The organism is Stenotrophomonas sp. YJH_SMC_14-1 (genome assembly GCF_059372275.1).
On the sequence record NZ_JCAFVK010000005.1, the window covers coordinates 141,984 to 168,797 of the forward strand.

Here is a 26,814-nt window from a genome sequence, read left to right on the forward strand (position 1 = left end):
CTCAGCCCGGGAAGCGCTTCAGGCCGGCGACCAGGGCGTCGCCCATCATGCGCAGGAACAGCGTGCCCATGCCCGGATAGAAACGGTTCGGATCGTGGCTGCCCACCGCAATCAGGCCCACGCCCGGCAACGGCAGCAGCGCGGTGGTCTGCACTTCCTCGCTGCGCACGCCATACAGCACGGCATTCTTTTCCGGCTGCAGGCGGCCGCAGATCGGCTCGCCGTCCTTCAGGCAGTCGCGGAACGGGCCGAGCTGCGGATCATCGGCGGCGATCACCTGCAACCAGTCGGCCTGTTCCAGCCCGGCCACCGGCGCGTGCACCACCAATCGCACCAGGTCGCCGGCGAAATCTTCCTGCAGCGAGGCCGCCATCGCACGCAGGGTGTCGGCGGCGTTGTCCTGCTTCATCAACGCCAGGGTCAGCTGGTGCGTGCGCACCGCCAGGCGTTCGTTGACCTGGGCAGTCGCGCCCAGGTCGGCCAACCGTCGTGCGAGCTCGCGGTTCTTCTCGCGCAGCACTTCCAGCTGGTAGCTGGCCAGCGACGCGGTCGGGCCGTCGTCACGCGGCACCACCAGGGTCAGGGCCAGGTCCGGGAACTGCTTGAGGAAGCCGGGATGTCGCCGCAACCAGGCAGCGACTTCGTGGGCCCCGAGCTTGTCGACGGTTTCGGTCATGCCATCCACTCCCCTTCGAAGACGAATGCAGTCGGGCCGGCCATCACCACAGGCTGGCCATCGCCCGGCCATTGGATGCGCAGGTCACCGCCGGGCAGGCTGATGCGTGCATCACGCTGCAGGCGGCCGCGCTGCATCAGGGTCACCGCAGCGGCGCAGGCGCCACTGCCGCAGGCCAGGGTTTCGCCGACGCCGCGTTCATTCACACGCAGGCGTGCATGCGCCGGGCCCATCACCTGGGCGAAGCCCACGTTCACCGAGCGCGGGAACGAGGCATGCTGCTGCAGCAGCGCACCGACGCGCTCGACCGGTGCAGCATCGATCAGGCCCACTTCGATCACCGCATGCGGGTTGCCCATCGACACCGCAGCGAAACGCACGCTTTCGCCCTGCAGCGGCAGCAGGTATTCCTCGCGCGCGTGGGCGAAACCCACCAGCGGCACGTTGGCCGGCTCGAACGCCGGCACGCCCATGGTCACCGCGAACTGGCCATCGCCCAGCACTTCCACCTCATGGCTGGCCAGCGGGCTGTCGATGACGAAGCGGTCGCCCTGCGCACTGCCTTCGCGCACCAGCCAGGCGGCGATGCAGCGCGCGCCATTGCCGCACTGTTCGGAATTGGAGCCGTCGGCATTCCAGATGCGGTACGACGCCACCGAGCCTTCCGCACGCGGCGCTTCGATGGTCAGGATCTGATCGCAGCCGACGCCGGTGTGGCGGTCGGCCAGCTGCGCGGCCAGTTCAGGCGTGGGCGGCGCGGTGCCGTCACGCAGGTCGATCACTACGAAATCATTGCCCGCGCCATGCATCTTGCTGAAGCGCAGGGCCTTGGAACCGGCCTCACTCATTCCCGCCGCCCACCTTCTTCGCAGGCGCAGGCGCCGGTTGCGTGGTCGGTGCAGCCGGCTCCACGGTCGTGGCCGGAGTGCCGCTGCCTTCGGTCTGCGCCGGGGTCGCTTCGGTAGCGGGCTCGGCAACAGGTTCGACGGTTTCTTCCACCGGCACCGGCTTCTGCGGCAGTACCAGCGGGCCCTTGTTGCCGCAGGCGGCGAGGAACAGCAGCGAAGCCGCTGCCAGCGGAATCAGGATGGCGTTTCGATGGGGGATCTTCATGCCCCGAGTATAGCCATTGGCGGCTGAGCGGTTGGTGCAGGGGATCGGGTTGCCGGCCAGCGGCCGGCACTACCGCAGGTGCTCAATCCGCGGGGGGCGGCAGTGGCCGGGTCCACAGCCAGATCGCCACCACGGTCATGCTGCCGATCGAGAACCACTTCACCCAGGCAATCGGCACGCACCAGAGCATGATGCCGGCGCATACCGCCATGGTGATCGTGGCCATCCACTTGCCGTAGCGGCTGACCGCCCCGTGTGCCTGCCAGTTGGCGATGGCCGGGCCGAAGCGTGGATGCTGCAGCAGCCAGTTGTGCAGGCGCTCGGAGCCACGCGAGGCGGCCCAGGCCGAAATCAGGATGAATACGGTGGTCGGCAGGCCCGGCACGAAGATGCCGACGATGCCGGTGCCGAGGCTGACATAGGCCAGCAGCCACCACGCCCAGCGGAAACGCACCACGCGCGGTGGCGTGGTGGCACCGCGAGGGACGGAAGGATCTGGCGCGCTCATGGCCGCAAGGATACCGGTTCAGGGTGCCAGGCAGTGCCCGGCACCCTGTCGCGATCACGGCTGGGCGATGCCCAGCTGCTGCAGCACGAATGCGTACGACTCGGACAGCTCGCGGTAACGCTGGAAGCGCCCCGACTTGCCGCCGTGGCCGGCTTCCATGTTGGTGCGGAACAGGATCGGGTAGTGGCCGGTGTTGTCGTCACGCAGCTTGGCCACCCACTTGGCCGGTTCCCAGTACTGCACCTGCGAATCCCACAGGCCGGTGCCCACGAACAGCGCCGGATAGGCCTGCTTGCTGACGTTGTCGTAGGGCGAGTAGGACAGCATGTAGTCGTAGAACTGCTTCTGCTCCGGGTTGCCCCACTCGTCGTACTCGTTGGTGGTCAACGGAATGGTCGGGTCGAGCATGGTAGTCACCACGTCGACGAACGGCACCTGGGCCACCATCACGCGGTAGTCCTGCGGCGCCTGGTTGGCCACCGCGCCCATCAGCAGGCCACCGGCACTGCCTCCGGATGCCGCCACGCGGTCCTTCGCCGCCCAGCCCTGCGCCACCAGGCCACGGGTGACGTCGATGAAGTCGTTGAAGGTGTTCTGCTTGTGCAGCAGCTTGCCGTTCTCGTACCAGTCGCGGCCCATTTCCTGGCCACCGCGGATGTGGGCGATGGCATACACCACGCCACGGTCGAGCAGGCTCACCGCGGTCTGGTTGAAGTACGGGTCCATCGACATGCCGTAGCTGCCATAGGCGTACTGGAACAACGCGCCCTTGCCATCCTTCTGGTAGCCCTTGCGGTAGACCAGCGACACCGGCACCTTCACGCCATCGCGCGCGGTGATCCAGACGCGGTCGGTTTCGTACTTCGACGCGTCATAGCCGATCACCGGCTGCACCTTCAGCTGGCGGCGCTCACCGGTGGCGGTGTTCAGTTCGAACACGGTGGTGGGGGTGGTCATCGAGGTGTAGACGTAGCGCAACCAGGGCGTATCGGCCTCGGTGTTGTCGCCCAGGCCCATCGAGTACGCCGGCTCGTCGGCCTTCACGTAGTCGCTGCGACCATCCTTGAACAGCAGGCGGATGCGTTCCAGGCCCTCGGAGCGTTCGGCGATGGCGGTGTAGCCATCGAACAGTTCGAAGCCTTCGATGAACACCGCATCGTCGTGCGCGATCCAGTCCTTCCACTGCGCACGCGAGGTCGCATCGGTCGGTGCGGTGACCAGCTTGAAATTCTTCGCACCGTCGTTGGTGCGGATCACCCAGCGGCCATCGTAGTGGTCGGCGTCGTACTCGACATCGCGCTGGCGCGGCGCCAGCACAGTGAAGTGGGTCGGGTCGCTGGCCGGCGCGTAACGCTCTTCCGAGGACACGGTGCTGTGCACGCCGATGGTGATGAAGCGATCGTCGCGGGTGCGGCCGATGCCCATGTAGAAGCTGTCGTCCTTCTCTTCGTAGACGATGGTGTCGGCGCTGGCCGCGGTGCCCAGCACGTGCTTCTTCACGCGCACGGTCAGCAACGTTTCCGGATCGTTCTCGACGTACAGCACGGTGCGGTTGTCGTCGGCCCAGACCAGGTCGCCCGAGCTGCCGGTGATCACATCGGGCAGCACCTTGCCGGTGGCCAGGTCCTTGAAGCGGATGGTGTACTGGCGGCGGCCGACATCATCATCGGCCCAGGCCAGCAGCTGGTTGTCCTGGCTGACTTCCATCGAGCCGACGCTGAAATAGCCCTTGCCGGCAGCCATCGCGTTGACGTCCAGCAGGATTTCCTCGGCGGCCTCCATGCTGCCCTTGCGGCGTGCGTGGATCGGGTAGTCCTGGCCGGTCTCGAATCGGCTGTAGTACCAGTAGCCACGCTCGCGCGCCGGCACGCTGGAATCGTCCTGCTTGATGCGGCCGACGATCTCCTTGTAAAGGGTGTCTTCCAGCGGCTTCAGCGGCGCCAGCAGCTGGTCGGCATAGGCATTCTCGGCCTGCAGGTAGGCCAGCATGTCCTTGTTCCCGCGCTTGTCGTCGCGCAGCCAGTAATAGTCATCGTTGCGGGTCGCGCCGAACGGCGCCTTGACCACATGCGGATGCTTGGCGGCATCCGGCGGAACGGGCGGAGTGGCGGCGGTGGCAGTGGTGGTCATCAGGCTGGCAAGCAACAGGCAGAGGGTGGATTTCATGAGATAGGGCTCCTTGAGGGGCAATGCAATGGCGTCCTTGCGCCCGAGTCTGGGTTGCGGAAGGACGGTGGGCAACCCTGCGGAACGTCATGGTGGCCATGCCTGCCGGTAGTGCCGGCCGCTGGCCGGCACCCTCACGGCCTGCGGGTGGGTCGGTTGCCGGCCAGCGGCCGGCACTGCCAGAGCGCGTGACCCCGGTGCGCGGCGTACCATGGGCTGCATGAGTACCCTGCCCCATACGCCGGGCTACAGCCGGCGCAGCCATGAAATCGCTCCGTTCCACGTGATGTCCCTGCTGGCCCGCGCGCAGGCGCTGGAACAGGCCGGCCACGACGTGATCCACCTGGAAATCGGCGAACCGGACTTCACCACCGCCGAACCGATCGTGCGTGCCGGCCAGGCCGCATTGGCCGCCGGCCATACCCGCTACACCGCCGCACGTGGCCTGCCCGCCCTGCGCCAGGCGATCAGCGGCTTCTATCGCAGCCACTACGGGCTGGACATCGACCCCGAACGCATCCTGGTCACCCCCGGCGGCTCCGGTGCGCTGCTGCTGGCCAGCAGCCTGCTGGTCGATCCCGGCCGCCACTGGCTGCTGGCCGACCCTGGTTATCCGTGCAACCGCCACTTCCTGCGCCTCGTTGAAGGCGGCGCACAGCTGGTGCCGGTCGGCCCGGACACTGCCTACCAGCTCACACCGTCGCTGGTGGAACAGCATTGGAATGCCGACAGCGTCGGCGCGCTGGTTGCCTCACCGGCCAACCCGACCGGCACCGTGCTCTCCGCCGACGAACTGGCCGCCCTGTCGAAGACCCTGCACGCGCGCGGTGGTCACCTGGTGGTGGACGAGATCTACCACGGCCTCACCTATGGCCTGGACGCACCCAGCGTGCTGCAGGTGGATGACAGCGCATTCGTGCTGAACAGCTTTTCCAAATACTTCGGCATGACCGGTTGGCGGCTGGGCTGGCTGGTGGCACCGCCAGCAGCCGTGCCGGACCTGGAGAAACTCGTGCAGAACCTGTACATCAGCGCATCGAGCATCGCCCAGCATGCCGCACTGGCGTGTTTCAGCGACGAAGCGATGTCGATCTTCGAACAGCGTCGCGACGCGTTCCGCCAGCGCCGCGACTTCCTGCTGCCCGCGCTGCGCGAGCTGGGCTTCCGCATCGAAGTCGAGCCGCAGGGTGCGTTCTACCTGTACGCCGATGTCAGCGCATTCACCGATGACGCACAGGCGTTCTGCGCCCATTTCCTGGAAACCGAGCACGTGGCATTCACGCCCGGGCTGGATTTCGGCTTCCATCGCGCCAACCAGCACGTGCGCCTGGCCTATACCCAGGAAGTGCCGCGGTTGCAGGAGGCGGTGGCACGGATCGCGCGTGGGTTGCAGCGTTGGCAGGGATCACGTTGACGGTAGTGCCGGCCGCTGGCCGGCAACCCGGGAATGCGTGAATGATGCGGTTGCCGGCCAGCGGCCGGCACTACCGGATAAAGAAAAACGCCGCCCCGGGGGGCGGCGTTTTCCGTTCTGCCTATCTGCTTACTTACCGCCCAACCGCTCCCACAGGAAGCTGTAGGCCAGCGCCGACATGTGTGCGGCCTGCGCGTTGTTGGCTGCACCGCCGTGGCCACCTTCGATGTTCTCGTAGTAGGTCACGTCCTTGCCGGCGTCGATCATCTTCGCCGCCATCTTGCGGGCGTGGCCCGGGTGCACGCGGTCATCTCGGGTGGAGGTGGTGAACAGCACCGGCGGGTACTTCTTCTTCGCGTCGAACAGGTGGTACGGCGAGAAGGTCTTGATGAACGCCCAGTCGCTGGTATCCGGGTTGCCGTATTCGGCCATCCACGAGGCGCCGGCCAGCAGATGGCTGTAGCGCTTCATGTCCAGCAGCGGCACCTGCACCACCACCGCACCGAACAGTTCCGGGTACTGGGTCAGCATGTTGCCGGTCAGCAGGCCACCGTTGCTGCCGCCCTGCACGCCCAGGTGACTGGCGCTGGTGATCTTGCGCTTGACCAGATCGCGTGCCACCGCGGCCATGTCTTCATAGGCCTTGTGGCGGTTCTGCTTCAGCGCCGCCTGGTGCCAGCGCGGGCCGTATTCGCCGCCGCCACGGATGTTGGCAACCACGTACACGCCGCCCTTTTCCAGCCAGGCGCGGCCCATGCCACCGGAGTAGCCCGGGGTCAGCGAGATCTCGAAACCACCGTAACCGTACAGCAGGGTCGGGTTGGAACCGTCCAGCTTCATCGCCTTGTCGTGCACCACGAAGTACGGCACGCGGGTGCCGTCCTTGCTGGTGGCGAAGTGCTGCTCGATCACCTTGCCCTTGGCATCGAAGAAGGCCGGCATGGTCTTCAGCGTTTCCGGGGCCTGCCCGATCTCGGCCAGCGCCAGGGTGGTCGGGGTCAGGTAGTCGGTGGCGGTCAGCCACACCGCGTCGCTGTCGTTGCTGTCGACAGCAGCCACGCCCAGCGTGCCGAAGGCCGGCGCGCCGACGAAGCGACTGGTCTGCCAGCCATTGGCGCCCGGGGTCAGCACCGACAGGCGGTTCTTGACGTCGTCCAGCACGTTCAGCACCAGGTGGCTCTTGGTCCAGGTGGCGCTGGCCAGCGAGGTGGTCGCGGTCGGGGTGAACAGCACGTCGAACTCACGCTTGCCGGCCAGGAAGTCATCCAGCCTGGTCGCCAGCAGCGAACCGGACGCATAGGTCTTGCCACCCACGGTCCACGGATCACGCAGCTCCAGGGTCAGCCACTGCTTGTGCAGGCCCTTCTCAGCCGAGTTCGGCGCATCGATCTTGGTCAGCGTGCCATCGTCGCCACGCAGGTAGATCTCGTTGTTGTAGAACGCCAGCGTACGGCTGACCAGGTTGCGCTCGAAGCCCGGGGTGTCATCGTGCATCGCCGCGATGTACATGTCTTCCGGCTTGCCTTCATACACCACGCTGGCGGAGGCCATCGGCGTACCACGCTTCCACAGCTTGGCCACGCGCGGGTAGCCGGAGGTGGTCATCGAGCCGGCACCGAAGTCGGTGTAGACGAATACGGTGTCGCGATCGATCCAGTTCAGGCCGCCCTTCGACTCCGGACGGAAGAAGCCGTCCTTGATCCAGGTCTTGTTGGCCAGGTCGAACTCGCGGGTCACGTCGGCGTCGGCACCACCGCGCGACAGCGCGATCAGGCAGCGGCTGTAATCCGGGCGCAGGCAGTCGGCGCCGTGCCAGACCCAGTTCTCGCCCTCGGCCTTGTTCAGGGCATCGAGGTCAAGCACGGTCTCCCACTGCGGCGAGGCCTTGCGGTACTCGGCCAGCGTGGTGCGGCGCCACAGGCCACGCTCGTGCTGCTGGTCCTTCCAGAAGTTGTAATAGTAGTCACCGATCTTCTGCACGGCGGGAATCTTGGCATCGGAGTCGAGCACCTCGCGGATGCTGGTCTCCATCTGCTTGAAGGCCAGGGTCTGCGCCAGGCGCGCCTCGGACTTGGCGTTCTGTTCCTTGACCCAGGACAGCGGCTTGTCGCCGGTGACGTCCTCCAGCCAGGCGTAGCGATCGGTGTCTTCAGCAGCCACGGCGGTCCCCACCGAGGCAGCGGTCATCATGCCAGCCAGCAGGCAGGCGGAAGCGAGTCGAGACATTGCAGCTCCAGGCAGTCATAAGCCGTGGAACGCTAGCATGGATCGCTGCAGCCGCCCCCGTGTCGAAGGTCAGGCCGTGGCCGTAGCGCGGCGACGGCGGGGCGTCCCGGCGGTGCGACGATGTGCCTGTCCACCGGTGCGACGGGCCAGCCGCAGCCACGACAGGCGCGGCACAGGGAAGCGCAGCAGCGCCCACCAGGCCACCAGCGGCATGCCCACCAGCCACATCGGCAGCCAGCCCAGCCAGGCGTTGCTGCCGCGCGCGGCTGGCCAGACCAGTACCAGCGCCAGGCCGGCCAGGGCCACCTGCCGCACGCTGCGCAGCAGGCGCGGATCGGCGCGTTCAATGATGACGCGTTCAGTTGCAGGGCGGCGGACGGAACGTGCGTTCATGGGGCTTCTCCGGTGGACAATGCAACACAGCTTGGGCAAGGCCCTTCTCACAGGTTGCGACACCATTGACGGATCGCGCACGCTCAGTCGACCATGCTCAGGCAAAGCCCTTCTGAGCCCGCTCCCGCATGACTTCGATCCGCCCGCTCTGCGCCATGCTGTTGGCCCTGTCCCTGGCGGGCCCCGCCGTGGCCGCCAGTGAGCCGCCATCGCCCCGCGCCAGCACCCCGCGCGCGACCGACCCGGATGCGCCGACCGACCCGGATGCGCCGATCGACCTGAAGCGCTTCATGGGCACCTGGTACGTGATCGGCCGCGTGCCGAACTTCATCGAACGTGGCCATGTGGCCAGCGTCAACGACTACGAACTGCGCGACGAGCACAAGGTCGGCATCACCTACCGCTACCGTGATGGCTTCGGCGAACCGCTGCAGGAAGTGCGTGCCCGCGCCAGCGTCGACCCGGACAGCGGCAACCACGGCTGGCGCACCTGGTTCTACCGCGTCGTGCCTACCCATTCGCGGGTGCTGGAAGTGGCACCGGATTACTCGTGGGCACTGATCGGTTACCCGGGCCGCGAGATGGCCTGGATCTTCTCGCGTACGCCGGACATGGACAAAGCCCTGTACAAGGAGCTGGCCGAGCGCCTGCGTGACGAGTACGGGGTGAACACCGACAAGCTCAAGCGCGTGCCGCAGCACCCGGAGCAGGTCGGGAAGCTGGGTTACGAAGTACCGAACGTGCGTTGACCGCACGTGGGATTGCCGGCCAGCGGCCGGCACTACCCGAACAAGATGCCGGGCGCCGCCCGGCATTCTGTTATCTGCGGCTGTAATGCGCGACCAGGCGGTCGCCGAGCATCTGCAGCAGCTGCACCAGGATCAGCAGCAGGACCACGGTGACCAGCGCCACGTCGGTGTGCGAGCGCTGGTAGCCGTCGCGGAAGGCCAGGTCGCCAAGGCCACCGGAGCCGATCGCACCGCCCATCGCGGTGAAGCCGATCAGCGCGACGGTGGTGACCGTTGCGCCAGCGATCAGGCCCGGGCGCGCTTCCGGCAGCAGCACGCGGGTGACCAGCTGCCAGGTGGTGGCTCCCATCGCCTGGGTCGCTTCGATCACGCCACGGTCCACTTCGCGCAGTGCGGTCTCGACCAGGCGCGCGTAGAACGGCGCGGCACCGATGACCAGCGGCACGATCGCACCGCGTACACCCAGCGACGTCCCCATCAGGAACAGGGTGACCGGGATCAGCACGATCATCAGGATGATGAAGGGCACTGAACGCAGCAGGTTCACCACCAGCGCCAGCACGCCGTACGCAAATGGCCGGCGCTTCATCTGCGGTGCACCGAACAGGTACAGCAGCACGCCCAGGGGCAGGCCGATGGCCAGGGTCAGCGGCAGCGAACCGAGCAGCATCAGCAGGGTGTCGATGGTGGCCTGGCCGATGTCGGCCCACTTGCCCGCGTCCAGGTGGCGGAAGAATCCGCCGGCAGTAGCGATGATCATCGACGCAGCTCCTCAACATGCACGCCGGCGGCCACGAATGCGGCCTGCGCGGCGGACTGGTCGCCGCCCACCAGGGCGACCACCAGCTGGCCATACGGGGTGTCCTTGATCCGGTCGATGCGACCGGACAGGATGTTGTAGTCGACCCCGGTCTCGCGCGCGACGCGGCCGAGCAGGGGTTCGTAGGTGTCGCCACCGAGGAAGGTCAGGCGCACGATACGGCCACCGACGGCATCGAAATCGCGGTGCAGCGTGCCCTCGTCCACATGCTCCGATTCGCTGACGAAACGGCGCGTGGTCGGGTGCTGCGGGTGCAGGAACACCCGGGTGACCGGACCGGTTTCGACCATCTGGCCGGCATCGAGCACCGCAACGCGGTCGCAGACACGGCGGATCACGTCCATCTCATGGGTGATCAGCACGATGGTCAGGCCCAGCTCGCGATTGATCTTCGACAGCAGCGACAGCACCGAAGCGGTGGTCTGCGGATCGAGCGCACTGGTGGCCTCGTCGCACAGCAGGATCTGCGGACGGGTCGCCAGCGCGCGGGCGATGCCGACGCGCTGTTTCTGGCCACCGGACAGCTGCGCCGGATACTTCTGCGCATGCGCTTCGAGGCCCACGGTCTGCAGCAGCTCGGCCACGCGCGCGTCGATCTCCGTCTTCGGCGTGCCGGCCAGTTCCAGCGGGAAGGCGACATTGCCGGCCACCGTGCGCGAGGACAGCAGGTTGAAGTGCTGGAAGATCATGCCGATGCGCCGGCGCAGCGCGCGCAGGCCGTCCGCGTCCAGCGCGGTGACATCCTCACCGCCGATCAGCAGCCGGCCACCACTGGGCTCTTCCAGGCGGTTGATCATGCGGATCAGTGTCGACTTGCCGGCGCCGGAATGACCGATGATGCCGAACACCTCACCGGCCTCGATGGTCAGGTCCAACGGTTGCAGCGCGCTGACTTCGCGGCCGGCAACGGCATAGGATTTGTGCAGGCGCTGGAACTCGATCACGGGCGTGGCTCACCGGCTGGGTGACGGAAGGGGGCGTGCAGCCTACCAGCGCAGGCGGTCGCGCGCCCGCGCCATGGCCCAGAATGTTATTCCTTTTGGTTCTAAGAAACTGTCCCCGGTAGTGCCGGCCGCTGGCCGGCACCTGCAGCGGTCCCTCCGGCGCAAGGGGTTGCCGGCCAGCGGCCGGCACTACCCCCGGGCTCAGGGATGATCCAGCGGCTTCGGCGGTTCCTGCCGGTTTACCCGCTCGCGATGCAGCAGGTACAGCCCCGAGGCGACGATGATCGCCGCGCCCACCCAGGTATAGCCGTCCGGCAGCTGGCCCCAGAAGGCCAGATCCCAGCCGATCACCCAGACCAGGCCGCTGTACTCCAGCGGCGCGATCATCGAGGCCTCGCCCAGCTGGAAGGCCTTGGTCAGGGCAATCTGGCCCAGCGCCCCGGCCAGGCCCATGCCGGCAATCAAAGGCGCGTGTGCCAGCTGCAGCGGTACCCAGCCGGGAATGGCGAGCAGGCCGGCGCCGATGGCCATGATCACCAGGAACCAGACCACCATCGACTGCGAGGTATCGGTGCGGGTCAGCAGGCTGACCGTGATCGCCGCCACGGCATAGGCCGTTGCCGCCGCCAGCACCATCAGGCCGGGCACCGAAATGAAGCCATCCACGCCCGGCCGCAGCACCACCAGCACGCCCACCAGGCCAATGCCGATGGCGACCCAGCGCCGCGGCCCGACCCGCTCGCCCAGCAACGGCACCGACAGCGCGGCGATCAGCAGCGGGGCAACGAAGTAGATGGTGTAGGCGGTGGACAGCGGCAGGTCGCGCAGGGCGAACACGAAGCAGCCGATCATCGCCATGCCCAACGCGCCGCGCAGCAGGTGCAGGCCCCAGCGCCGCGGCACCAGCGAACGTGGGCCGGCACTGACCAGCACCCACACCAGCACGAACGGCAACGAGGCCGCACCACGCAGGAAAGTCACTTCCAGGGTGGGATAGCTGGCCGACAGCTGCTTCATGCCAGCGTCCATCAGCGAGAAACAGGCGACCGCAGCGACCATCCAGGCCACCGCACGCGAAGGGGAGCGTTGCACGTTCATGGCCCATTATCGCCGACCGCACCAGATTGTAGGGCGGCCGCAGAGCATGGGCTGGGCTCCACAGAAAGCGGGCACGCGGGCCGGCACGATAGAATGATCGCCACTGAAACCTGCGGAGCACCGCCCATGCCTTCCTTCGACGTCGTGTCCGAAGTCGACACCCACGAGCTGACCAACGCCATCGACCAGGCCAACCGCGAACTGGCCACCCGCTTCGACTTCAAGGGCGTGGACGCAAAGTTCGAGCGCGACGGCGATGTCATCAATCAGTTCGCGCCGACCGAATTCCAGCTCAAGCAGATGAACGACATCCTGCGTGCTCGCCTGGCCGCGCGCGGCATCGACGTGCTCAGCCTGGAGTTCGGCGACATCGAGACCAACCTGGCCCAGGCCCGGCAGAAGATCACCGTCAAGCAGGGCATCGAGCAGAAGATCGCCAAGAAGATCGCGGCGGCCCTGAAGGACGCCAAGCTGAAGGTGGAAAGCCAGATCAACGGCGACAAGCTGCGCGTGCAGGGCAAGAAGCGCGATGACCTGCAGGACGCCATCGCCGTGCTCAAGGCCGGCAAGTTCGAGCTGCCGCTGCAGTTCAACAATTTCCGCGACTGAGCCACCTGCCGGGAATCCCCCGGCGCTGCCAGCCGCAGGTACGACGGCGCGTTGCCAGCGACGCGCCTACAATGTCGGCCCCGCCAGCCGACGTGCCCGCCATGACCGATTCCGACCTGCCCATCGATGACCCGATCGCCGCGACCCGCCTGTGGCTGGAGCGCATCGTCATCGGCCTGAACCTGTGCCCGTTCGCCAAGGCGGTATACGTGAAGGACCAGGTCCGCATCGTGCTCAGTGATGCGACCACGACAGAAGCGCTGGTTGAACAGCTGGCCGAGGAGCTGGTGCTGCTGCGCGACACGCCGGCCGAGCAGATCGACACGACGCTGATCGTGCACCCGCAGGTGCTGACCGATTTCCTAGACTACAACGACTTCCTCGACAACGCCGATGCGGCGATCGAGGCACTGGACCTGCAGGGGATCCTGCAGGTGGCCAGCTTCCATCCGGATTACCAGTTCGAGGGCGTGGCCGCCGACGACACCAGCAACTACACCAACCGCGCGCCCTTCCCCACCCTGCACCTGCTGCGCGAAGACAGCGTGGCGCGTGCGGTGGATGTGTATCCGGACCCGGACGTGATCGTCGAGCGCAACATCCAGACCCTGGACCGCATCGGCGTGGACGGCTGGCATCGTCGCCTGCGCGGCGAAGACCTGACGTGAGCACGGTGCCGCCGATTGCCGCATGGCCGGCCGCGCCACTGTCGGGCAAGGTGGTGCTGGTCACCGGCGGCGCCAACGGCATCGGTCGCGGTATTGCCCAGGCCGTGCTCGGTGCCGGCGGACGCGTGCTGATCGGCGACCTCGACAGGGAGGCCGGCCAGGCCTGCCTGGACGAATGGCAGCGCGGTGAGGATGCCGCGTTCCAGCGTTTGGACATCACCGACGAAGCCAGCGTGCGCGACTTCATCGCCGAGGCGCTGCAGCGTTTCGGACACATCGACGGGCTGGTCAACAATGCCGGCATCGCCGGGCCGCACGGCACGCGGCTGCAGGACATGGACTGGCACGAATGGCAACGCCGGCTGTCGTCGCTGCATGGCGCCTTCCTGTGCAGCAAGCACGCGCTGCCGGCGCTGACGGACAGTGCTGCGGGCGCGATCATCAACATCGCCTCCACCCGCGCCTGGCAATCCGAAGCGCACAGCGAGGCCTATGCGGCGGCCAAGGGTGGCCTGGTGGCCTTCACCCATGCGCTGGCGATCAGCGCCGGCCCGGCGGTGCGGGTGAACAGCATCAGCCCCGGCTGGGTCGGTACCACTGCGTGGCAGGCACCCTCACGGCGCCATGAACCAGAGTACTCGGCCATCGACCACGCACAGCATCCGGTCGGCCGGGTCGGCCGCCCTGAAGATATCGGTGCACTGGCGGTGTACCTGCTGTCGTCGCTGTCCGGTTTCAGCACCGGCCAGGACTTCATCGTCGACGGCGGCATGACCCGGAAGATGATCTACGCCGAATGACCGGTCTTCGGTGGTGCCGGCCGCTGGCCGGCATTCCGGTGGATCCACGCCATGCGTGGATGGCGGTGAAGTGCCAACCAGGGTTGGCACCTACCAAACACCTTACGCCATGCCCGAGTGGCGCAGCAGCGCGTCGATCTGCGGCGCGCGCCCACGGAAGGCCTTGAAGTTCTCCGCCGCCGGGCGGCTGCCACCGCGCGACAGGATCTCATCGCGGAAGCGTGCACCGGTCTCGGCCAGTGCCTGCGGCGCTTCCTCGAACGCCGCATAGGCGTCGGCACTGAGCACTTCGGCCCACTTGTAGCTGTAGTAGCCGGCGGCGTAACCCCCCGCGAAGATGTGGCTGAACTGGTGCGGGAAGCGGTTCCAGGCCGGCGGATGGTTTACCGCCACCTCCGCACGCACGCGATCGAGCAGCGCCAGCACGCTGTCCTGCGCCGGTTCGAACTGGCTGTGCAACAGCATGTCGAACAGGCCGAACTCAAGCTGGCGCACCGTGGCCATGCCGCTGTGGAAGTTGCGCGCGGCCAGCATGCGCTCGTACAGCCCGCGCGGCAGCGGTTCGCCCGTGTCCACGTGCGCGGTCATGGCCTGCAGGTGCTCCCACTCCCAGCAGAAGTTCTCCATGAACTGGCTGGGCAGTTCCACTGCATCCCATTCCACGCCATTGATGCCGGCCACGCCCAGTTCGCCGATGCGGGTCAGCAGCTGGTGCAGGCCATGGCCCATCTCATGGAACAGCGTGGTCACTTCGTTGTGGCTGAAGGTGGCCGGCTTGCCATTGGCACCGCGGCCGAAGTTGCACACCAGGTAGACCAGCGGCGTCTGCACGCTGCCGTCCGGGCGCACGCGACGGTTGCGGCAATCGTCCATCCACGCGCCACCGCGCTTGCCCTCGCGGGCGTACAGGTCCAGGTAGAACTGGCCAACCAGCGCACCCTGCGCATCGACCAACCGGAAGAAGCGCACATCCTCGTGCCACACCGGTGCGCTGTCCTCCTGCACGCGCAGGCCGTACAGCTGCTCGATCACCGAGAACAGGCCGCCCAGCACCTTCGGTTCAGTGAAGTACTGCTTCACTTCCTGTTCGGAATAGCTGTAACGGGCCTGCTTCAGGCGGTCGGCGGCGAACGCCAGGTCCCAGGCCTGCAGGCTGTCGATGCCCAGCTGCTCGCGTGCGAACTGCTCAAGGTCGGCCCGGTCCCTGGCCGCGAACGGCTTGGCGCGCGCGGCCAGGTCACGCAGGAAACCCAGCACTTCGGCCGGGTCCTGCGCCATCTTGGTCGCTACCGAATAATCGCCATACGAATCGAAGCCGAGCAGCGCGGCCAGTTCAGCGCGCAGGGCGAGGATCCGATCGATGTTGCCGCTGTTGTCCAGGGACTCATCGCCGAATTCGGACGCACGCTGTGCGCTGGCGCGGTACAGGATCTCGCGCAGGTCGCGGTCCTCACCCCAGGTCTGCACCGGCAGGTAGCACGGCATCTGCAGGGTCAGTTTCCAGCCGGCCTTGCCGTCCTTCTGTGCTGCCGCATGCGCGGCGGCCTTCACGTCTTCCGGCAGGCCCTTCAGCCGCGCTTCGTCCTCGATGATCAGCGACCAGGCATCGGTAGCGTCGAGCACGTTCTGCGAGAACTTCGCCGACAGCGCCGACAGTTCTTCCTTGATCGCCGCGAAGCGCTGCTGCGCCTCCGGCGCCAGCTCGGCACCACCGAGGCGGAAATCGCGCAGGGTGTTGTCCAGCACCTTGCGCTGGGCCGCGTCGAAGCGCGCCGCCTCGGCACTGGCGGCCAGCGTCTGGTACTGCCGGTACAACGCCAGGTTCTGGCCCAGCGCGCTGGCGAAGCGGGTCACCCGCGGCAGGTTGCTGTTGTAGGCCTCACGCAGTTCCGGGGTGTTGACCACGCCCTGCAGGTGGCCGACCAGACCCCAGGCGCGCCACAGGCGCTCGGTGGCGTCATCCAGCGGGGCAACGAAGGTCTGCCAGGTGACCGGCTGCACCTGCTCGGCGGCGCTGACGGCGGCTTCGGCCTCGGCCAGCAGCACGTCCAGCGCCGGCGCCACGTGCTCGGGGCGGATGGCCTCAAAGCGCGGCAGGCCGGAAAAATCGAGCAGGGGGTTGGCAACGGTCACGGCAGATCTCCAGGGTACGGGCCCGGCAGGCGGGCAGCATGCAGGATATGGCGCTGGCAGGCGGGGCTGACAAGGGGGCACGGCCCGGCATTCACGTCGGCCTTACGGTCGCGCACCGAAGCTCTGGCTGCGGGGGAGTCCGCAGCGGTACGCACCGAACGAGGCCCTACATGGAAGGTCTGGCTGCAGTTGCATCCGCCTCACCGGCCCGGTCACTGGCATTGTCCGCCAGCCCGGCCGAACTGACCTGGATCGCCGCATTGTGCGATACCGGCGATGACGCCCCGCGCCATCTGCAGCAGTTGCAGGCAGTGCTGCAGCAGGGCGGCACGTTCAACGACGCCCAGGAGTGGTACCCGTTCGAGGTGATCGAACGCGGCGCCAGCCAACTGCGGCTGGGCCATGAGCGCGAGTTCGTGATCTGCGTGCTGCTGTGGCTGCAGGCGCTGGCCCAGGGCCGAGCGAGCATCCTGGACCCGAGCCTGCATCTGGATGATCGCGCGATGGACATCGAGGCCTTGCCCGATGCACTGCGCGACGCGGTGCTGGACGCGTTCACTGCAGCGGGATATTGAGCCGCCCCGGCGACCGGGTAGAGTCGACGCACAGCCGGCCGTACGTTGCCGCGTTACAACGCTTCCAGGCTGCACCACGGCAATTCGGGCAGTCCCTGCCCGGCCACCGCCGCCGCCAGTTGCGCATCGGCGCCGTCGACGTCGATGCCCTGGCGCGCATACCACGACGGGTCGTAGTAGCTCTGTGCGTAGCGCTCGCCGCTGTCGCACAGGATGCTGACGATGCTGCCCTGATGGCCCGCCTCGCGCATCCACTGCGCCGCCTGCAGCACACCGATGAAGTTGGTGCCGGTGGAGCCACCGACACGGCGGCCCAGCTGGCGGCTGACATGGCGCATCGCGGCCAGGCTCAGCGCATCGGGCACCTTCACCATCGCATCGACACTGGTCGGGATGAAGCTCGCCTCTACCCGCGGCCGGCCGATGCCTTCCACGCGCGAGCCACCGCTGCAGGTCAGGCCGCGCCAGTCCTGCTCACCGGCCACGGCGGCTTTGTAGCCATCGAAGAACACCGACACTTCCGGGTCCGCACAGAGGATGCGGGTGTCATGCCGGCGATAGCTGACATAGCGCCCCAGCGTCGCTGCGGTACCGCCGGTACCGGGGCTGCACACGATCCATTCCGGAACCGGGCTGGGCTCCTCGGCCATCTGCTTGAAGATGGACTCGGCGATGTTGTTGTTGGCACGCCAGTCGGTGGCGCGCTCGGCATAGGTGAACTGGTCCATGAAGTGGCCGCCGGTTTCACGGGCCAGCTTTTCCGAATCACAGTTGAGGTCGCAGGCACGTTCGACCAGGTGGCAACGGCCGCCGTGGAACTCGATCGCGGCGATCTTTTCAGGCGAGGTGGAGGCCGGGATCACCGCAATGAACGGCAGGCCGAGCAGCCGCGCGAAATAGGCTTCGGACACGGCGGTCGAGCCGCTGGAGGCCTCGATCACCGGACGCCCTTCACGCAACCAGCCATTGGCCAGCGCATACAGGAACAGCGAGCGCGCCAGCCGGTGCTTCAGGCTGCCGGTGGGATGGCTCGACTCATCCTTCAGGTACAGGTCGATGCCCTCGAACCCTGGCAGCGCCAGCGGGATCAGGTGGGTATCGGCGGAACGGTTGAAATCAGCTTCGATCTTGCGGATGGCGGCAGCCACCCATTCACGCTGCGACATGGCGGGCAATCGTTGTCAGGACGGAACGGTGCGATCCGGCCATTGTACGTCGCAGTGCCGTCAGGTGCTGGCCGGTAGAATGGCGCCATCCGGCCGGCAACGGCCCTGTCTGAAGGACCTCCCCCATGACCATTCCCGCCCTGCGCGATGTTCCCGGCGTCGCCGCCCAGGCCCCGGCCGAAACCACCGGCTTCGTGTTCAACCACACCATGCTGCGCGTGAAGGACATTGCCGCTTCGCTGGACTTCTACACCCGCGTGCTCGGCTACCAGCTGATCGACAAGCGCGACTTCCCCGAGGCCCAGTTCAGCCTGTACTTCCTGGCCTACGTGCCCGCTGGCGCCACGGTGCCGGAAGATGACAAGGCCCGCCGCCTGTGGATGGCCGGGCTGCCGGGCGTGCTGGAACTGACCCACAACCACGGCACCGAAACCCAGGACGGCGCGGTCTACCACGACGGCAACAGTGACCCGCGCGGCTTCGGCCACATCTGCGTGTCGGTGCCGGACATCGAGGCCGCCTGCCAGCGCTTCGAGGATCTGGGCGTGACCTTCCAGAAGCGCCTGACCGACGGCCGCATGAAGAACCTGGCTTTCATCAAGGACCCGGACGGCTACTGGGTCGAGATCATCGCCAACGTCTGACCCGAAAAGGGGACGGAGGGGATTAAGTCGTTTCTGGCATTATTGGGCTGGAAGCGACTTAATCCCCTCCGTCCCCTTTTTCTGCGAGGTTCGTATGGAAACGATGGAACTGCACCGCGGCCGCCTGATCGACCACATCCAGCTGGTAGTGCGCGACCTGGCGGCCAGCCGCCGCTTCTACCAGGCGGTGTTCGATACTATCGGCATCCCGATCGCCGGTGAAGGCGATGACTACTTCTGGGCCGATGAGCTGTTCATTTCCAGCGCCAGCAGCACGGCCGCCACCGGCCAGCTGACCGGCCGCCACCATCTGGCCTTCCAGGCCCGCGACAGCGCCACCGTCGATGCCTTCCATACCGCCGCGATCGCCGCCGGCGGCACCGACAACGGCGCGCCCGGTGAACGCCCTTACCACCCGGGCTACTACGGTGCGTTCGTGCTCGACCCGGATGGCAACAACATCGAAGTGGTCTACCACGGCCCAGCCAACTACAGCGCCGACTCGGTGAAGGTCACTTTCTGATTTCACCGATGCCGTGAACGAAGAAGCCGGGCAATGCCCGGCTTCTCTGCTTCCAGCGCTGCAGCCCTCAGTGGGCGGCCATGTAGATGTCCTGCAGCACGGCCTTTTCCAGCTCCAGCTCGCCCAGCAGGTTCTTCACGATGTCGCCCAGGCTGAGGATGCCGACCAGACGAGTGCCTTCGGTGACCATCAGATGACGGCGCCGCGAGTACGTCATCAGCGACATGGCCTGCTTCAGGGTGGCCTCCGGGGCGATGCCCTCCAGGCCGGTGGACGGCAGGCTGGAAATCACCCGGCGGCCGGCCTGCGGGCCGTCGTCAGCCAGGGTACGCACGATGTCCTTCTCGGAAATGATGCCGACCGGGGCATCGTCCTTCATCACCACCAGCGCAGCGATCCTGTTTGCGCTCATCTTGTGGGCGGCGGCACCGATGGTGTCTTCGGCATCGATGGTGATGACAGCTTCTTTCTTGGATTGCAGGAGTTCGCGGACGTTCATTCTTGTTTCCTGGTGCAGGTCACTGAAGTCAAAAAGTGTGCTCTTCCGATACGCCCCCTCCCCGGGAACAGACCTTTCAGCGCACGTCTGGCGCACCCGGCTGCCGCTTGGAATGATCGGCAGACGACGTGCTGCAACGCGAACGAGGTGGGTTCAACCGCTCAACCCGGACCTCGGTCAAATCGATTCTACGACTGCGACCATCGGTCACTACCGGCATCGATAGGACAGTTCGTCGTAGGAACCAACCGACGATCCAGAGAATGGCACCGCGGCTGAAACCGCCGCTGAATACACGCGATGCCACGCGTTAAAGATTGATTGCCTGCTGCCGACGGTGGACAGAACACCCTGTCGCTGTCCCACTTGCCGCTGCCACCGGCACAAACGAAAGGGGGCCCACACGGCCCCCCTTCGCTTGCAACCTCCAACCGAGCTGACGGGTGTTACTCCACCGTCACGCTCTTGGCCAGGTTGCGCGGCTTGTCCACGTCGGTGCCGCGCGCCAGCGCGGTGTGGTAGGCCAGCAACTGCACCGGAATGGTGTGCACGATCGGGCTGAGCACGCCGGCATGACGCGGCGTACGGATCACGTGCACGCCTTCGGACTCGTTGAAGTTGCTGTCCTGGTCGGCGAACACGAACAGTTCACCGCCACGCGCGCGCACTTCCTGCATGTTCGACTTCACCTTTTCCAGCAGGCTGTCGTTCGGCGCGATCACCACCACCGGCATGGCCTCGTCCACCAGCGCCAGCGGGCCATGCTTCAGCTCGCCTGCCGGGTAGGCCTCGGCGTGGATGTAGGAGATTTCCTTGAGCTTGAGCGCGCCTTCCAGCGCGATCGGGTAATGCAGGCCACGACCCAGGAACAGCGCGCTGCTCTTGCGTGCGAAACGCTCGGCCCACGCAGCGATCTGCGGCTCCATGTTCAATGCGTGCTGCACGCTGCCCGGCAGGAAGCGCAGCTGCTCAAGGTAGTCCGCTTCCTGCGCCGCGTCGATGCGGCCGTGCAGCTTGCCCAGCACCACGGTCAGCTGGAACAGTGCCGCCAGCTGGGTGGTGAAGGCCTTGGTCGAGGCCACGCCGATCTCGGCACCGGCACGGGTGTAGCACACCAGTTCGCTGGCGCGCGGGATCGCGCTTTCCGGCACGTTGCAGATCGACAGCGTGTGCTTGTGGCCCAGCGACTTGGCGTACTTCAGTGCTTCCATCGTGTCCAGCGTTTCGCCGGACTGGGAAATGGTCACGATCAGGTGCTTCGGATTCGCGTAGGCAGCGCGGTAACGGTACTCGCTGGCGATCTCCACGCTGCACGGCAGGCCGGCGATGGCCTCGACCCAGTAGCGTGCAGTCAGGCCGGCGTAGTAGCTGGTACCGCAGGCGATGATCTGCACGCCTTCGATGCCCGACAACACGGCTTCGGCGTTCTTGCCGAACAGCTCGGCCGGGAAACCACCGGCATCGATCGCCGCCTCGATGGTGTCGCCCAGCGCGCGCGGCTGCTCGTGGATTTCCTTCTGCATGAAGTGGCGGTACGGGCCCAGCTCCAGCGATGCCAGCGAGACATCCGACAGATGCACCTCACGCTCGACCGCCTGGTCATGCTCATCGAAGATGCGCACGCCATCGCGGCGGATTTCGGCGGTATCGCCTTCCTCCAGGAAAATCACTTTGCGGGTGGCCGAGATCACCGCCGAGACATCCGAAGCGACGAAGTTTTCGCCTTCGCCCAGGCCGATCAGCAGAGGGCAGCCCATGCGCGCGCAGACGAAGCGCTCCGGCTCGGCGCGGCTGACCACGGCCAGCGCGTAGGCGCCGGTCAGTTCCTTCACCGTGTGCTGCAGCGCCACCAGCAGGTCGTCGCCATCCTTCAGGTGGTGGTGGATCAGGTGTGCGATGACTTCCGTATCGGTCTGCGACTCGAAGGTGTAGCCCAGCGCGCGCAACTTCTCGCGCTGCTCTTCATGGTTCTCGATGATGCCGTTGTGCACCAGCGCCACGCCCTGGCTGATGTGCGGATGCGCATTGGCCTCGGTGACACCACCGTGGGTGGCCCAGCGGGTATGGCCGATGCCCAGCACCGCGTTGAAGCCCTCGGCCTCGGCCGCCGTGGCCATTTCCGACACTCGGCCGGTACGACGCACGCGACGCACCTCCGACCGTTCGGCATGGTCGATCACCGCGATACCCGAGGAATCGTAACCACGGTACTCAAGGCGCTTCAGACCCTCGATCAGCACCGGCACTACGTCGCGATCAGCGATCGCACCCACGATTCCACACATGTCACGCGTTTCCTTGAAGACGATCGTCGCATTCTAGCCTGCGTGCCCGGCTTCTCCCTCCTGTCCGCTTAATGAAAGTGTCCGGAAAGGTGTCCGCGGACACCCGGACACTTCACATCACACCCCAACTAATTGACCTGTAAGGAATTAAAGTTGGCACGCTACGTGCTTGATACTGGCTACCACCGTCAGGCACGCACCCGATGATCCGCGACACTTCCGCCCAGGACCAGATCGTTTCCTCCACTCCGGCCAGCGCTCCGCGCGCCAACTGGCTCCGTTACCGTTGGCCGGCGCTGGGCACGATCGCCCTGCTCGTCGGCATCGGCTGGGCCGTGCACGCCTGGTCCAACGCCAGCCGTTCCTTCGACAGCAGCCGCGTGCGCATCGCCGAAGTGAAGCGGGGCGACCTGGTCCGTGACATCGCCGCCGACGGCCGCGTGATCGCCGCCAACAGCCCGGTCCTGTATGCCATCTCTGCGGGCACCGTGGACCTGAAGGTGGTCGCCGGTGACGTGGTGAAGAAGGGGCAGGAGCTGGCGGTCATCGACAGCCCCGAACTGCGCAGCAAGCTGGCCCAGGAACAGGCCACCCTGGCCGGCCTGGAGGCCGAGGCCAGCCGTGCCGCGCTGGACGCCACCCTGGCCCGCGCCAAGTCGCGCAAGGAAACCGACCAGGCCACCATCGAACGGCAGGCCGCCGACCGCGACCTGCAGCGCTACCAGCGCGGCTACGACGGCGGGGCGGTGCCGCAGATCGACCTGGCCAAGGCCAAGGACTCGCTGAAGAAAGCCGACATCACCCTGGCCAACGCCACCACCGATGCCCGCCTGCAGAGCCAGGGCGCGGACCTGGATGCCCGCAACAAGCGCCTGCTGGCCGATCGCCAGAAGGCGGTGGTGGCCGAAGTACAGCGCCAGGTCGATGCGCTGACGCTGCGTGCCCCGTTCGATGGCCAGGTCGGCCAGGTGCAGGCGGTGCAGTCCACCAACCTGGCCGCCAATGCCCCGGTGCTGGGCGTGGTCGACCTGTCCAAGTTCGAAGTCGAGATCAAGGTGCCGGAGAGCTTCGCCCGCGACCTGGCGATCGGCATGCCCGCACAGCTGACCGGCGGCAACGGCCAGCCCTTCCCGGGCGAGATCAGCGCGGTGTCGCCGGAAGTGGTCAACGGTGAGGTCAACGCGCGCGTGCGCTTTGCCAGCGCGCAGCCCGAAGGCCTGCGCCAGAGCCAACGGATGTCGGTGCGCGTGCTGCTCGATACCCGCAAGAACGTGCTGAAGGTCGAGCGTGGCCCGTTCGTCGAACAGGGCAACGGCATGGCCTACGTGATGGATGGCCGCACCGCCGTGCGCCGTCCGGTGGAACTGGGCGTCAGCAGCCTGGGCGAAGTGGAAATCAAGTCGGGTGTGCAGCCGGGCGACCGCATCGTGGTCTCCGGCAGCGACCTGTTCAAGGACGCCGAACGCGTCTCCGTCAACTGATACCTGATACCTGAATCCTGGAGAGAGGACACCCCATGTACATGCTCGAAATGCGTTCGGTCGCCAAGGTCTTCCGCACCGAACAGGTGGAAACCCACGCACTGCGCTCGCTGGAACTGCAGGTCAAGGAAGGTGAGTTCGTCGCGGTCACCGGCCCGTCCGGCTCCGGCAAGACCACCTTTCTCAACATCGCCGGCCTGCTGGAAACCTTCACCAGCGGTACCTACATGCTGGACGGCCAGGACGTGAGCACGCTGGGCGACGACGCCCGCAGCCGCCTGCGCAACCAGAAGATCGGCTTCATCTTCCAGGGCTTCAACCTGATCCCCGACCTGAACCTGTTCGACAACGTCGACGTTCCGCTGCGCTATCGCAGGATGAGCGCCAACGAGCGCCGCGAACGCATCGAGAAGGCACTGACCCAGGTCGGCCTGGGCTCGCGCATGAAGCACTATCCGAATGAACTGTCGGGTGGCCAGCAGCAGCGCGCGGCCATCGCGCGTGCGCTGGCCGGCAGCCCGCGCCTGCTGCTGGCCGACGAACCGACCGGCAATCTGGATACGCAGATGGCCCGGGGCGTGATGGAGCTGCTGGAGGAGATCAACGCCGCCGGCACCACCATCGTGATGGTCACCCACGACCCGGAACTGGCCGCGCGTGCGCAGCGCAACGTGCACATCGTCGATGGCCAGGTGACCGACCTGGTGCGCGAGCCGGTGCTGGCCACGCCGTTGCGCCACATCGTCGCCGTCAACGAGTGAGGGCCCGACCATGTTCGCCTACTACGCCCGATTGGCGGCGCGCAGTTTCCGCCGCAACAAGGTCCTGACCGCGCTGATGGTGATCGCCATAGCGCTCGGCATCGGCGCCTCGATGACCACGTTGACCGTATTCCACGTGCTGTCCGGCGACCCGATTCCGGGCAAGAGTGACCGGCTGTTCTATGTGCAGGTCGATCCGCGCCCGCGCGGCGGCTATACCCCGGGTGAGGAGCCTGAGGAACAGATGACACGGCGCGACGCCGAGACCCTGCTGCGCGAGAAGCGCGGCATCCGCCAGGCGATGATGAGTGCGGGCGGAGGCACGGTGGAACCGGAGCTCAGCACGCTCAAGCCATTCTCGGTGGATACGCGCTGGACGTCGGCCGATTTCTTCCCGATGTTCGACGTACCGATGCAGTACGGGCGTGCCTGGAGCAGCAGCGATGATGACAATCGCAGCCGCGTGGTGGTGCTGTCGAAAGCGATCAACGACAAGCTGTTCCAGGGTGCTGACAGCACCGGTCGCGAGATCCGCCTGAGTGGCCATTCACTGCGGGTGATCGGCGTGATGAAGAAGTGGAATCCCGAACCCCACTTCTTCGATCTGACCACCGGCAACTACGGCAAGGATGAAGACCTGCTGGTGCCGTTCTCCACTGCGATGGACCTGGAGTTCGGCAGCAACGGCAACATGAACTGCTTCGGCGAGAATCCGGATGGCAGCAGCAACTCGATCAGCGCGCCCTGCAGCTGGATCCAGTACTGGGTGGAGCTGGACCCGGCCAAGGTCGAGGACTACCGCAACTACCTGGTCAACTACTCGGACCAGCAGCGCGCGGCGGGCCGTTTCGAGCGCCCCACCAACGTGCGTCTGCGCCCGGTGATGGAGTGGTTGACGTTCAAGAACGCCGTGCCCAGCGACGTGCGCCTGCAGATGTGGCTGGCACTGGGCTTTCTCGGCGTCTGCCTGGTCAACACCGTGGGCCTGCTGCTGGCGAAGTTCCTGCGCCGCAGTGGCGAGATCGGTGTGCGCCGCGCCCTCGGTGCCAGCCGTGGGCAGATCTTCCTGCAATGCCTGGTTGAAGCCGGTGCGATCGGCGTTGCCGGCGGCGTGCTCGGCATCGGCCTGGCCCTGCTCGGCCTGTATGCGGTACGCCAGCAACCCGTGGACTACGCGAACCTGGCCCACCTGGACGGCAGCATGCTGCTGCTGGCCATTGGCCTGACCCTGTTCGCCAGCCTCGCCGCTGGTTTCCTGCCCGCCTGGCGCGCGATGCAGGTTACCCCGGCCATCCAGCTCAAGTCGCAGTAAGCACGAGTACGAGGACCTCCCATGGACATCCGCCCCATCCTCAGCACCCTGCGCCGGCACAAGACGGCCGCCGCCCTGATCGTGCTGGAAGTCGCCCTGACCTGCGCCATCGTCTGCAATGCCCTGTTCCTGGTCACCCAGCGCGTTGAACGGATCAGCCAGAGCAGCGGCCTGGCCGAGAACGAACTGGTGTTCGTCCGGGTCAGCGGCATCGGCAAGCAGACCAACGGTCAGTCCCGCACCCTGGAAGACCTGTCTGCCCTGCGTGCGGTGCCCGGCGTGACTGCCGCAGCCAAGGTCAACCAGTTGCCGTTCCGCCCGAACTCCTCCAACACCAGCGTTTCGCTTAAACAGGAACAGGAGCGTCCGACCGCTTTCGTCACCATGTACATGTTCGGCGAGGGTGGACTGCCCACGCTCGGACTGCAGCTGACCGCCGGCCGTGACTTCCAGTCAAGCGAGTACAGCAACTTCGAGGACGCACAGAAGAACGCTTCGTCCAATACGGCGTCCTCGGTGATCATCAGCCGCACCCTCGCCGACAAGCTGTACCCGGGCGAGAATGCACTGGGCAAGACGTTCTACATGGGCAAGCAGCCGCTGCACGTAGTCGGCATCGTCGCCGCACTGGCAACGCCCACCGACTACAACAACAACACCACGCTGTCGATCGTGCTGCCGGTGCGGACTGACTTCACCCAGGGACCGTATGTCCTGCGTACCTCTCCAGATCGGCGCGAGGAAGTGCTAAAGGGTGCGATCGCCGCGCTTGAACGTAACGATCCCAACCGGCTGGTGCGTGAAAAGCTGACCTATGAGGCGCAGCGCAATGACTACTTCAAGAACGACAAGGCCATGGTCGGCCTGCTGATCACCGTGTGCATCTCGCTGCTGGTGGTCACGGCACTGGGCATCATCGGCCTGGCCAGCTTCTGGGTGCAGCAGCGCAGCAAGCAGATCGGCATCCGCCGCGCACTCGGTGCCACCCGCGGCCAGATCCTGCGCTACTTCCAGACCGAGAACTTCCTGCTGGCCTCGCTGGGCATCGTGCTGGGCATGCTGGCAGCCTACGCGATCAACCTGGCACTGATGAACCTCTACGAGCTGCCACGCATGCCCCTGTACTACCTGCCGCTGGGCGCGCTTCTGCTGTGGGTGCTGGGCCAGATCGCGGTGTTCGGGCCGGCCCGGCGCGCGGCAGCGGTCCCGCCCGCAGTCGCCACGCGGGGCGCGTGAGGTGCGTGCCTGCCG

Annotated in this window: 26 protein-coding genes; 12 read left to right on the top strand and 14 right to left on the bottom strand. The window is 66.5% G+C overall.

Annotated features, from left to right (window positions below; translation table 11 throughout):
* Position 1: 1 nt before the first annotated feature.
* The 5 genes from AC5P9P_RS13780 to AC5P9P_RS13800 all read right to left on the bottom strand — a co-directional run bounded on the left by AC5P9P_RS13780 (position 2) and on the right by AC5P9P_RS13800 (position 4,463).
* On the bottom strand, positions 2-676 hold the full coding sequence (locus AC5P9P_RS13780) for a DUF484 family protein (protein WP_495232866.1): 675 nt from the start codon (positions 674-676) through the stop codon (positions 2-4).
* On the bottom strand, positions 673-1,524 hold the full coding sequence (dapF, locus tag AC5P9P_RS13785) for a diaminopimelate epimerase (RefSeq protein WP_111193863.1): 852 nt from the start codon (positions 1,522-1,524) through the stop codon (positions 673-675). Before dapF ends, AC5P9P_RS13780 begins: the two co-directional genes overlap by 4 nt.
* Positions 1,517-1,789 carry an LPS translocon maturation chaperone LptM gene (gene lptM / locus AC5P9P_RS13790; protein WP_005411097.1) on the bottom strand — a complete coding sequence of 91 codons (273 nt, stop codon included), beginning with the start codon at positions 1,787-1,789 and terminating at the stop codon, positions 1,517-1,519. The genes dapF and lptM overlap by 8 nt, the downstream gene beginning before the upstream one ends.
* Before the next feature lie 82 nt (positions 1,790-1,871).
* Positions 1,872-2,297, bottom strand: a complete 426-nt coding sequence (locus tag AC5P9P_RS13795) for a YbaN family protein (protein ID WP_033834523.1) — start codon at positions 2,295-2,297, stop codon at positions 1,872-1,874.
* Positions 2,298-2,351: 54 nt separating this feature from the next.
* Entirely contained in the window at positions 2,352-4,463 is a 2,112-nt protein-coding gene (locus AC5P9P_RS13800) for a S9 family peptidase (RefSeq protein WP_076739049.1), read from the bottom strand.
* A gap of 220 nt (positions 4,464-4,683) precedes the next feature.
* Here AC5P9P_RS13800 and AC5P9P_RS13805 point away from each other — a divergent pair, with 220 nt between their 5' ends.
* Positions 4,684-5,877: a pyridoxal phosphate-dependent aminotransferase gene (locus AC5P9P_RS13805; RefSeq protein ID WP_495232867.1), complete on the top strand. Its 1,194-nt coding sequence runs from the start codon at positions 4,684-4,686 to the stop codon at positions 5,875-5,877.
* A 129-nt stretch (positions 5,878-6,006) separates the two neighbouring features.
* Here the strand turns inward: AC5P9P_RS13805 and AC5P9P_RS13810 are convergent, their stop codons facing one another.
* Positions 6,007-8,103, bottom strand: a complete 2,097-nt coding sequence (locus AC5P9P_RS13810; RefSeq protein WP_049404079.1) for a prolyl oligopeptidase family serine peptidase — start codon at positions 8,101-8,103, stop codon at positions 6,007-6,009.
* Between the two features lie 69 nt (positions 8,104-8,172).
* Entirely contained in the window at positions 8,173-8,496 is a 324-nt protein-coding gene (locus AC5P9P_RS13815; protein ID WP_049404081.1) for a hypothetical protein, read from the bottom strand.
* Between the two features lie 128 nt (positions 8,497-8,624).
* Between AC5P9P_RS13815 and AC5P9P_RS13820 the strand changes: the two genes are divergently transcribed.
* Positions 8,625-9,245 carry a lipocalin family protein gene (locus tag AC5P9P_RS13820; protein ID WP_049404082.1) on the top strand — a complete coding sequence of 207 codons (621 nt, stop codon included), beginning with the start codon at positions 8,625-8,627 and terminating at the stop codon, positions 9,243-9,245.
* Positions 9,246-9,315: 70 nt separating this feature from the next.
* Here the strand turns inward: AC5P9P_RS13820 and AC5P9P_RS13825 are convergent, their stop codons facing one another.
* The 3 genes from AC5P9P_RS13825 to AC5P9P_RS13835 all read right to left on the bottom strand — a co-directional run bounded on the left by AC5P9P_RS13825 (position 9,316) and on the right by AC5P9P_RS13835 (position 12,107).
* A complete protein-coding gene (locus AC5P9P_RS13825; RefSeq protein ID WP_005411104.1) occupies positions 9,316-10,005 on the bottom strand; it encodes a methionine ABC transporter permease in 690 nt (229 codons plus the stop codon).
* The gene (locus AC5P9P_RS13830; protein WP_005411105.1) at positions 10,002-11,009 is read right to left on the bottom strand and encodes a methionine ABC transporter ATP-binding protein; all 1,008 of its coding nucleotides are present in this window, start codon (positions 11,007-11,009) and stop codon (positions 10,002-10,004) included. The genes AC5P9P_RS13825 and AC5P9P_RS13830 overlap by 4 nt, the downstream gene beginning before the upstream one ends.
* A 201-nt stretch (positions 11,010-11,210) precedes the next feature.
* Complete coding sequence (locus AC5P9P_RS13835) at positions 11,211-12,107, bottom strand: DMT family transporter (protein ID WP_005411106.1); 897 nt, start codon at positions 12,105-12,107, stop codon at positions 11,211-11,213.
* Between the two features lie 126 nt (positions 12,108-12,233).
* Between AC5P9P_RS13835 and AC5P9P_RS13840 the strand changes: the two genes are divergently transcribed.
* The 3 genes from AC5P9P_RS13840 to AC5P9P_RS13850 all read left to right on the top strand — a co-directional run bounded on the left by AC5P9P_RS13840 (position 12,234) and on the right by AC5P9P_RS13850 (position 14,184).
* Positions 12,234-12,716: a YajQ family cyclic di-GMP-binding protein gene (locus tag AC5P9P_RS13840; RefSeq protein WP_005411107.1), complete on the top strand. Its 483-nt coding sequence runs from the start codon at positions 12,234-12,236 to the stop codon at positions 12,714-12,716.
* A 101-nt stretch (positions 12,717-12,817) separates the two neighbouring features.
* The gene (locus AC5P9P_RS13845; RefSeq protein ID WP_495232868.1) at positions 12,818-13,384 is read left to right on the top strand and encodes a DUF1415 domain-containing protein; all 567 of its coding nucleotides are present in this window, start codon (positions 12,818-12,820) and stop codon (positions 13,382-13,384) included.
* On the top strand, positions 13,381-14,184 hold the full coding sequence (locus AC5P9P_RS13850; RefSeq protein WP_012481308.1) for an SDR family oxidoreductase: 804 nt from the start codon (positions 13,381-13,383) through the stop codon (positions 14,182-14,184). Before AC5P9P_RS13845 ends, AC5P9P_RS13850 begins: the two co-directional genes overlap by 4 nt.
* A 102-nt stretch (positions 14,185-14,286) precedes the next feature.
* Here AC5P9P_RS13850 and AC5P9P_RS13855 read toward each other — a convergent pair whose 3' ends face one another.
* Positions 14,287-16,317 (bottom strand): M3 family metallopeptidase, encoded by a 2,031-nt coding sequence (locus AC5P9P_RS13855; RefSeq protein ID WP_049433167.1) that lies wholly within the window; start codon positions 16,315-16,317, stop codon positions 14,287-14,289.
* 170 nt (positions 16,318-16,487) lie between these two features.
* On the opposite strand from AC5P9P_RS13855, the gene AC5P9P_RS13860 reads away from it, so the two are divergent.
* Positions 16,488-16,892, top strand: a complete 405-nt coding sequence (locus tag AC5P9P_RS13860) for a hypothetical protein (RefSeq protein WP_049433166.1) — start codon at positions 16,488-16,490, stop codon at positions 16,890-16,892.
* A gap of 53 nt (positions 16,893-16,945) precedes the next feature.
* On the opposite strand, the gene AC5P9P_RS13865 is transcribed toward AC5P9P_RS13860, so the two are convergent.
* Positions 16,946-18,058, bottom strand: coding sequence for a PLP-dependent cysteine synthase family protein (locus AC5P9P_RS13865; protein WP_005411112.1), 1,113 nt, complete (start codon positions 18,056-18,058; stop codon positions 16,946-16,948).
* A 125-nt stretch (positions 18,059-18,183) separates the two neighbouring features.
* Between AC5P9P_RS13865 and gloA the strand changes: the two genes are divergently transcribed.
* Both gloA and AC5P9P_RS13875 read left to right on the top strand, forming a co-directional pair.
* A complete protein-coding gene (gene gloA, locus AC5P9P_RS13870) occupies positions 18,184-18,702 on the top strand; it encodes a lactoylglutathione lyase (RefSeq protein WP_049404088.1) in 519 nt (172 codons plus the stop codon).
* A gap of 94 nt (positions 18,703-18,796) precedes the next feature.
* Positions 18,797-19,225, top strand: coding sequence for a VOC family protein (locus tag AC5P9P_RS13875; protein WP_049454983.1), 429 nt, complete (start codon positions 18,797-18,799; stop codon positions 19,223-19,225).
* 67 nt (positions 19,226-19,292) lie between these two features.
* Here the strand turns inward: AC5P9P_RS13875 and AC5P9P_RS13880 are convergent, their stop codons facing one another.
* On the bottom strand, positions 19,293-19,724 hold the full coding sequence (locus tag AC5P9P_RS13880) for a CBS domain-containing protein (protein WP_005411115.1): 432 nt from the start codon (positions 19,722-19,724) through the stop codon (positions 19,293-19,295).
* Between the two features lie 446 nt (positions 19,725-20,170).
* Positions 20,171-22,009 carry a glutamine--fructose-6-phosphate transaminase (isomerizing) gene (glmS, locus tag AC5P9P_RS13885; protein WP_184014107.1) on the bottom strand — a complete coding sequence of 613 codons (1,839 nt, stop codon included), beginning with the start codon at positions 22,007-22,009 and terminating at the stop codon, positions 20,171-20,173.
* 203 nt (positions 22,010-22,212) lie between these two features.
* Here glmS and AC5P9P_RS13890 point away from each other — a divergent pair, with 203 nt between their 5' ends.
* Genes AC5P9P_RS13890 through AC5P9P_RS13905 form a run of 4 tightly spaced genes read left to right on the top strand, consistent with a single transcriptional unit; the run spans position 22,213 to position 26,799 of the window.
* Entirely contained in the window at positions 22,213-23,490 is a 1,278-nt protein-coding gene (locus tag AC5P9P_RS13890; RefSeq protein ID WP_288469135.1) for an efflux RND transporter periplasmic adaptor subunit, read from the top strand.
* A gap of 35 nt (positions 23,491-23,525) precedes the next feature.
* Positions 23,526-24,251, top strand: a complete 726-nt coding sequence (locus tag AC5P9P_RS13895; protein ID WP_005411118.1) for an ABC transporter ATP-binding protein — start codon at positions 23,526-23,528, stop codon at positions 24,249-24,251.
* Between the two features lie 10 nt (positions 24,252-24,261).
* The gene (locus tag AC5P9P_RS13900) at positions 24,262-25,563 is read left to right on the top strand and encodes an ABC transporter permease (RefSeq protein ID WP_049454975.1); all 1,302 of its coding nucleotides are present in this window, start codon (positions 24,262-24,264) and stop codon (positions 25,561-25,563) included.
* Positions 25,564-25,584: 21 nt separating this feature from the next.
* A complete protein-coding gene (locus AC5P9P_RS13905; RefSeq protein ID WP_495232869.1) occupies positions 25,585-26,799 on the top strand; it encodes an ABC transporter permease in 1,215 nt (404 codons plus the stop codon).
* The last annotated feature ends 15 nt before the right edge of the window (positions 26,800-26,814 follow it).